The organism is Nocardia sp. NPDC003693 (assembly GCF_053981095.1).
Window position 1 is genome coordinate 13,478 of record NZ_JBSFNO010000054.1, and the last position, 6,835, is coordinate 20,312.

The following is a 6,835-nucleotide window of genomic DNA, read 5'->3' on the forward strand; positions in this document are numbered from 1 at the left end:
GCAGCGAAGCGGGATCGACATGAACGATGTCGGTGAGGCGGAGCTTTGGCGACGGTTCACCGACATCGGTTGGACAGATGCCGAGGGATTGTCCGATGAGATCGAACTGTGGACAGGGCCGTTCGCGACGAGTGGGTCATCCGTGCGCCTCGCCGATGTATCTGGTCGCCTCGCCACGACCCTTCGTGACCTCCACGGCGTTCCTGATCCACAGCATCTGACCTTCTATGGGCACCTGCCGACCGACGGCTGCCCTACCTCGATCGCGAACTCGGTCCTCCACGTCGGGCACTTTGCCCCCCGGGTGCCCAAGAAAGATCTCTCCCATCGCGACGTCGGTACCCAAATACACACACTCAATTCGGCATGAGCGTACGTTCGTCAGGCCCGCTCAACGGTTGGCGGTGGCGCGGCCGATGCCGAACCCAGCGTCTCGTCTCTATCGACTCCCGCGAGCCGAAATCTCCCGAATCCCGGCCAGCATCTCGCCGAACTCCCCATCCTCGTCCGGCTCCGCCGGCACATCCAGCGCGATCCCGTGACACCGATCCCCGTACCAGGAATCCAGCACCGCGGGCAGTTCCCCGTACGTCCCCTGCGGCACCAGCGTCGCCACCATGTCGTCGGTCAACAACCCCGGCAGCGCGCCCCACGCTTTGGCCGCCGCACCGGCCGAGAGCTGATCGGCGATCTCGCCCAACCCGAGCCGGTCCAGCGTGCCCCGGTAGGCGGGCGTCGAATACAGGAAGGCGAGTTCGGAGCGGCGCTCGTGCCGCAGCGCGGTCAGGGCCGATTCGTCGCGGCCGGTGATCACCTTGGGTACCACGACAATTCGCGGGCCGCCGTCGGCGCGGCCCACCTGTACCCCGCCGTTGCCGAGGGTCGGCAGCACATGGTTCTCCAGGGAGAGCGGATGCGACCCGGTCGGGTGTGCGACGAAACCGTCGGCCAGCGCCCCGGCCAGTTCGCACATGCGGCGGTTCACCGCGCCCATATAGATGGGCGGTACGGGGACATCGAGCGGTCCTGGATTGAAAAACGGTTGTAGACGGGTGAATTGGTAGTGGCTGCCGTGGTGGTCCAGGGGCGTGCCGTGCTGGAACGCCGCGAAGATCGCGCGCAGCGCGGTGACGTAGTCGCCGAGCTGGGCCACCGGGTCGGTCCAGGGGGTGGAGAAGCGGCCCACGATGTTGCCGCGCACCTGGGATGCCACCCCCAGCTGGAACCGGCCGCCGGAGAACCCTGCCAGGTCCCAGGCGGCCAGGGCGGTCACCATCGGGCTGCGGGGGAAGGCCACCACCATCGAGGTACGGATGGTCAGGCGGGTGCTGTGTTCCACGGCCAGGGCGCAGACGGCGAACGGGTCGCGGATCGTCTCGGAGATGTGGACAGTGTCGAAGCCGAGCGCCTCGATGCGGCGGATTCGGGAGGCCACCTGTGACAGCGGGGTGTCCGCGGGCAGCGACGTCACAACTTCCACGGCGAGCCTTCTCGTTCTCGTGCTCGCCGGGGACGGCAAGCGGGTGCTTGCCGATCGTCGCACGCCGGTTATGCGGCGATTGTCGCGGTACTCCCGAGGGTCAGTACGCCGTCGACCATCCGGTGCACGGTGTCCATCCGATGCAGGTGGGCGCGGTCGTGGGTGACCAGCAGCGTCGCGGCGTTGTGTTCACGGACGATGCGCACGATCAGCTCGATGATCGCCGCACCCCGCTCCTGGTCCAAGGCGCTGGTGGGTTCGTCGATCACCAGCAGGGCGGGCTCGTTCATGAGGGCGCGGGCAATGTTCACGCGCTGGCGCTGACCACCGGACAGCTGCGCGGGGCGCTTGTTCTCGTGGCCGGACAGACCCACCGCGTCGAGCAGTTCGCGCGCGTGCGCCCGGGTCGCGCGGCGGCGGGCCGGGGAGACCAGCAGGGACTGGCCGAGGTGAGCCATGGCCTCGAGCTGTTCCAGGGCGGTGAGGGCGGGAATCAGGTTCGACTGCTGGAAGACGATCCCGATCGCGGTGCGGCGCATGGCGGTTGCCGCGCGGCGCGACAGCGCGGCCAGATCGACCGGACCACCGTCGGTGTCCAGCTCGATGCGGCCCGAATCGGGGCGGACCAGGGTCGACACCGCCGCCAGCAGGGTGGACTTACCGGAGCCGGAGGGGCCGGTGATGGCCGCTATCTCGCCGCCACCCACCCGCAGATTCACCTTGTCCAGCGCGGTCACGCGCTCGGCGCCGTCGGGGAAGGTGAGGGTCAGGTCGGTGACTGTCAGGGTGTTGGTCATGGCGAATCTCCTGGGGGACAGGGCTTGTCAGCGGGCCTGGTTGAGCGCGGTGAGCGGATCGGTGGTGGCCAGGAAGCGCAGGGCGAAGGCCGCGCCGAGCAGGCCGAGCAGGACCAGGGCCGCCGCGGGCAGCAGGGTGGTGCTCACCGTGAGGGTGAAAGGCATTGCGTCGCCGATGAACACGCCCGCCAGCACCGTGCCGCCCAGGCCCGCTCCTACGCCGGCCACCAGGACCACCAGGGCCTGCCCCAGGGCATCGCGGACCAGCGAACCGGTGGTCGCGCCGAGCGCCTTCAGGGTCGCCACGTCGGGCATGCGCTGCACCGTCCACACCGTGAAGAACGCGCCGATGACGAGCGCGGAGATCGCGAACAGCATCACCGTCATCAGGGTGAGCGAACCGTTCTCGGCCTGGTACGAACTCATGGCCGACAGCGAATCCGCCGCCGATGTGCTGGTCGTGCGCGCCGCGCTGTTCACCGCCGCCATGTCGCTCACCCCCGAGACCGCGAGCACCGTCGCCGCACCGGAACGGGGGTTCAGTTCCTGCCAATCGGACAGGGTCATCCACACCACCGGCGTGTGCGCGTACCAGTCGTCGCCGGTCACGCCCGCGACGGTGAAGTTTCCGGCGCCCAGAGCCACCGTGTCACCGGTGCCGGCGCCCAGATCCTTGGCGGCCGCGCTGCTGAGGATCACCCGGCCCGGCTCGGTAGCCGTGCGATTGCCGAAAGGTGTTCCCTCGACCCCGAACAGCGCGACCTGGGTCGCGCCGGCCCCGTCGGCGGTGGCCCGGGCGCGGCTGATGCCGATCGGGTCCACGGTGCCGCCCGCCTCGCGCCAGGCCCGTACCTGGTCCGGGGCGAGGGTGGAGGCGTCGAAGGAGGGCCCCGAGCCGGTGTCGGCGAACACGACCGATTCGGCGGTCAGCGACTCCACCGCCGAGATGTTCTGATGTGCCAGCCCGGCGGTGAGCCCGCTCAAGAAGGTGACGAGCAGCGCGACCAGGGTCACCACCAGGGTGATGAGCAGGAATCGGCCGCGGGCGGCCCGCAGATCTCGGAGTGCGACGAACATGGTTCCACCCTGTCGCGGAATCGCCCGGAAACCATCGCGCCGCCGAAGGAATCGCGGCGCTGCCATCGGTGGGTCGGCGTTTCCTACTTTCGATGGATGCCGCTTGAGTTGCCCGGCATAAGCTGGTCGGCGTGCACCGTTCGCCCCTGACCCCCGTCTTCTCCGGCCTGCAGGTCGGCCTGCACGTGCTGGTGGTGGCGCTGACGGCGGTGGTGGTCGGGCGGGCGTTCGTCGCCGACGCCCACCCCTACGTCGTCCTCGTGCTCGCGGGCGCGTTCCTGGGCGTGTACTTCACCGGCGGGCTGTTCCGGCGGCGGCTCACCGCCGCCCGGGTGTGGCTGCTCGCGCTGACCGTCATGTGGCTGGGGCTGGTGACCGTCGAACCCATCGCGGTGTACCTGGTCTTCGGCCTGTTCTTCCTGTATCTGCATCTGCTGCCGCGCAATTGGGGCCTGCTCGCGGTGGTGGCCGCGACGGTGCTCTCGGTGTTCGGATTCGCCTGGCATCGCGGCTGGTCCATGGGCGGGGTGATCGGGCCGCTGCTGGGCGCGCTGGTGGCGGTCGCCATCGGGCTCGGATACGAGGCCCTGTTCCGCGAGGCCGCCGAGCGGCAGCGGCTCATCGACGAATTGCTGGCCACCCGAAACACGCTGGCCGACAAGGAACGCACCGCCGGCAAGATGGCCGAGCGCGAACGCCTGGCCCAGGAGATCCACGACACCGTCGCCCAGGGCCTGAGCAGCATCCAGCTGCTGCTGCACGCGGTCGAGCGCGCGGCCCCGGATCATCCGGCGCTGGAGAAAATCCGCCTGGCGCGCGAGACCGCGGCGGACAGCCTGGTCGAAACCCGCCAGCTCATCGCCGAACTCACCCCGGCCGCGCTGGAGGGACAGTCGCTGGCGGGCGCGCTCACCCGGGTCGCCCAGCGCGCCGCCGCCCCCGGCCTGGACGCCCAGGTACTGGTGGAGGGCGAACCACACGCGCTGCCCATGTCCGTGGAGGCGGCGCTGGTGCGGATCACCCAGAGCGCGGTGTCGAACGTGGTGCGGCACGCGGGAGCCCGGCGGATGCGGGTCACCCTGACCTACGCCGGGGACGCGGTGCACCTGGACGTGGTGGACGATGGGGTGGGCATCGCGCCGGCGGTGCTGACCCAATCGCCCTCGGGCAGTTTCGGTCTCACCGCCATGCGCAGCCGGGTGGAACAGCAGGGCGGCACCATGAGCGTGGAGTCCGAACCCGGTCACACCGCGGTCACCGTGTCGTTCCCCGTGGAGGAGCCATGATTCGCATTCTGCTCGCCGACGATCACGCGATCGTCCGGGCGGGGCTGCGCGCGCTGCTGGATTCCGGTGTGGCCGAGAGCGATTCCGGCGCGGACATCGAGGTGGTCGGGGAGGCGGCGACCGCGGAGGACGCGGTGGCGTTCTGCGCGACCACCGCCGTCGATCTGGTGCTGATGGATCTGCGCTTCGGGCCCGGCAGCTCGGGCGCCGAGGCCACGGCCGCGCTGCGCGAATTGCCCTCGCCCCCCAATGTTCTGGTGGTCACCAACTACGACACCGACGCCGACATCCTCGGCGCGATCGAGGCCGGCGCGTGCGGCTACATCCTCAAGGACACCCCGCCCGCGGAACTGCTGGCCGCGGTCCGCTCGGCCGCCGCGGGGGAGAGCGTGCTGTCGCCGTCGGTGGCCTCGCGGCTGATGACCCGGGTTCGTAAGCCGGACACCACGCTGAGCCCGCGCGAGATCGAGGTGCTGCGACTGGTGGCGGACGGGCACTCCAACCGGGAGATCGGCAGGCGGCTGTTCCTGAGCGAGACCACCGTCAAATCCCATCTCGTGCACATCTACGCAAAACTCGGGGTCAAGTCCCGGACCTCGGCGGTGGCCCGGGCCCGCGAACGCGGCGCGATCTGAACGGTCCCGCCGGGTTCATCCGGTTCGCGAGGGTTGCGGCCTACGGTGTTCCCCATGGCCTCCCTCTCTGATCCGACAGTGCGTGAATTCCTCTCCGAAGGCACCCGGACCGGCAAGATCGCCTGGGTCGCGGCGGACGGGCGACCGCTGGTCACCCCGATCTGGTTCGTCCTCGAGGACGACGCCGTGGTGTTCAACACCGGCGCGAACACCGCCAAGGGCAAAGCCATCGCCCGCGATCCCCGCCTGACCCTGGTCGTGGATCTCGAGGTGCGCCCGTATGCCTTCGTCCAGGTCCAAGGCGTCGCCGAGGTCTCCGAGGACCCGGAGGATCTGGTGGCCACCGCCACCCGCATCGGCGCGCGGTACATGGGGGAAGAGCGCGGCGAGGAATTCGGCAGGCGCAACGGCGTCCCCGGCGAGCTGGTGGTGCGCCTGCGCCCGACCAAGGTGCAGGCCCACTTCGACGTCTCGGCCTGACCTGCCAGACTCGCTCGTATGACAGTGCACTTCATCGGGGCCGGACCGGGGGCGGCGGATCTACTGACCGTGCGCGCGGTGAACCTGCTGCGGTCCGCCCCGGTGTGCCTGTACGCGGGGACCTACCTGGACCCCGAGGTGCTCGCGCACTGCGCGCCCGGGGCCGAGCTCGTCGACACCCAGGGCCTGGATCTGGACGAGATCATCGCGCACTGCGCGCGGGCGCACGCCGAGGGTAAGGACGTGGCGCGGCTGTGCTCGGGCGATCCGTCCATCTATTCGGCCCTGTCGGAGCAGAAGGCCCGCCTCGACGCCGCGGGCATCCCGTGGGACGTCACCCCGGGCGTCCCGGCCTACGCGGCCGCAGCGGCCATCCTCGGGGCCGAGCTCACCGTCCCGGAGCAGGTGCAATCGGTGGTGCTGACCCGCACCCACGCCCGGTCGACGGCCATGCCCGAGACCGAGGCGCTGGCGAACTTCGCGCGCACCCGCGCGACCTTGATATTGCATCTGGCTATAACCCGTGTTCGCGTGCTGGCGCGGGAGTTGGCGGGTGAGTACGGCGAGCACTGCCCGGCGGCCGTGGTCTACCGGGCCAGTCAGCCCGGGCAACGTGTGCTGCGCGGCACCCTGGCCGATATCGCCGATCGCGTCGAGGCGGCCCAATTGCGCCAGGCGGCAGTGATTCTGGTGGGTCCGGCGCTGGCCGAAAGTATCGATTGCGCCCAGTCGCACCTGTACGACCCGAGCCGCGACAGGACGCATATCACTCGCGCAGACCCCGAAATGCGGCGATAGCGCAGGGCTATGGCCCTTCGTGGTTGCGCGGGCGCGCCGGACGGTAGATTGGTTCGGGTGTTCAGCAGCAGGACTAGGAAAACGGCGGGGCGATGGCCGGTCGGTGCGGGCTCGCCCCTGTAACAAGATCGGCTGCCTGAAGAGATAGCCCAAAGTACACATCTTTGTCTGATTGTTACGTGAAGTGAGCCTCGAGCATCGGACGCCACGCTGGTCAGTGTGGCGTCCTGTTGGGGTTTTCGGTGGGGAGCGCTGCGTGGTGTTCCGGAAACGAGGTTTGGG

8 protein-coding genes are annotated in these 6,835 nt (G+C 69.6%); 5 read left to right on the forward strand and 3 right to left on the reverse strand.

Features of this window, described 5'->3' with window-relative positions; genetic code table 11:
• The first annotated feature begins 19 nt into the window (after positions 1–19).
• A complete protein-coding gene (locus ACWDOP_RS35835; protein ID WP_456348614.1) occupies positions 20–370 on the forward strand; it encodes a hypothetical protein in 351 nt (116 codons plus the stop codon).
• 69 nt (positions 371–439) lie between these two features.
• Here ACWDOP_RS35835 and ACWDOP_RS35840 read toward each other — a convergent pair whose 3' ends face one another.
• The 3 genes from ACWDOP_RS35840 to ACWDOP_RS35850 all read right to left on the reverse strand — a co-directional run bounded on the left by ACWDOP_RS35840 (position 440) and on the right by ACWDOP_RS35850 (position 3,354).
• The gene (locus ACWDOP_RS35840) at positions 440–1,480 is read right to left on the reverse strand and encodes a TIGR03617 family F420-dependent LLM class oxidoreductase (RefSeq protein WP_456348615.1); all 1,041 of its coding nucleotides are present in this window, start codon (positions 1,478–1,480) and stop codon (positions 440–442) included.
• A gap of 68 nt (positions 1,481–1,548) precedes the next feature.
• A complete protein-coding gene (locus ACWDOP_RS35845) occupies positions 1,549–2,277 on the reverse strand; it encodes an ABC transporter ATP-binding protein (RefSeq protein WP_456348616.1) in 729 nt (242 codons plus the stop codon).
• A 27-nt stretch (positions 2,278–2,304) separates the two neighbouring features.
• Positions 2,305–3,354: an ABC transporter permease gene (locus ACWDOP_RS35850; RefSeq protein WP_456348617.1), complete on the reverse strand. Its 1,050-nt coding sequence runs from the start codon at positions 3,352–3,354 to the stop codon at positions 2,305–2,307.
• A 131-nt stretch (positions 3,355–3,485) separates the two neighbouring features.
• On the opposite strand from ACWDOP_RS35850, the gene ACWDOP_RS35855 reads away from it, so the two are divergent.
• Genes ACWDOP_RS35855 through cobM form a run of 4 tightly spaced genes read left to right on the forward strand, consistent with a single transcriptional unit; the run spans position 3,486 to position 6,553 of the window.
• On the forward strand, positions 3,486–4,640 hold the full coding sequence (locus ACWDOP_RS35855; RefSeq protein ID WP_456348618.1) for a sensor histidine kinase: 1,155 nt from the start codon (positions 3,486–3,488) through the stop codon (positions 4,638–4,640).
• Positions 4,637–5,275 (forward strand): LuxR C-terminal-related transcriptional regulator, encoded by a 639-nt coding sequence (locus tag ACWDOP_RS35860; RefSeq protein ID WP_454201694.1) that lies wholly within the window; start codon positions 4,637–4,639, stop codon positions 5,273–5,275. The genes ACWDOP_RS35855 and ACWDOP_RS35860 overlap by 4 nt, the downstream gene beginning before the upstream one ends.
• A gap of 54 nt (positions 5,276–5,329) precedes the next feature.
• Positions 5,330–5,755 (forward strand): PPOX class F420-dependent oxidoreductase, encoded by a 426-nt coding sequence (locus tag ACWDOP_RS35865; protein WP_456348619.1) that lies wholly within the window; start codon positions 5,330–5,332, stop codon positions 5,753–5,755.
• An 18-nt stretch (positions 5,756–5,773) separates the two neighbouring features.
• A complete protein-coding gene (gene cobM / locus ACWDOP_RS35870) occupies positions 5,774–6,553 on the forward strand; it encodes a precorrin-4 C(11)-methyltransferase (RefSeq protein ID WP_456348620.1) in 780 nt (259 codons plus the stop codon).
• Positions 6,554–6,835: the final 282 nt, after the last annotated feature.

What these genes read in the sequence shown, in the direction of transcription:
- ACWDOP_RS35865 (WP_456348619.1), top strand. Translation starts at nt 5,330, where the DNA reads ATGGCCTCCCTCTCTGATCCGACAGTGCGTGAATTCCTCTCCGAAGGC.
- ACWDOP_RS35835 (WP_456348614.1), top strand. Translation starts at nt 20, where the DNA reads ATGAACGATGTCGGTGAGGCGGAGCTTTGGCGACGGTTCACCGACATC.
- cobM (WP_456348620.1), top strand. Translation starts at nt 5,774, where the DNA reads ATGACAGTGCACTTCATCGGGGCCGGACCGGGGGCGGCGGATCTACTG.
- ACWDOP_RS35845 (WP_456348616.1), bottom strand. Translation starts at nt 2,277, where the DNA reads ATGACCAACACCCTGACAGTCACCGACCTGACCCTCACCTTCCCCGAC.
- ACWDOP_RS35850 (WP_456348617.1), bottom strand. Translation starts at nt 3,354, where the DNA reads ATGTTCGTCGCACTCCGAGATCTGCGGGCCGCCCGCGGCCGATTCCTG.
- ACWDOP_RS35860 (WP_454201694.1), top strand. Translation starts at nt 4,637, where the DNA reads ATGATTCGCATTCTGCTCGCCGACGATCACGCGATCGTCCGGGCGGGG.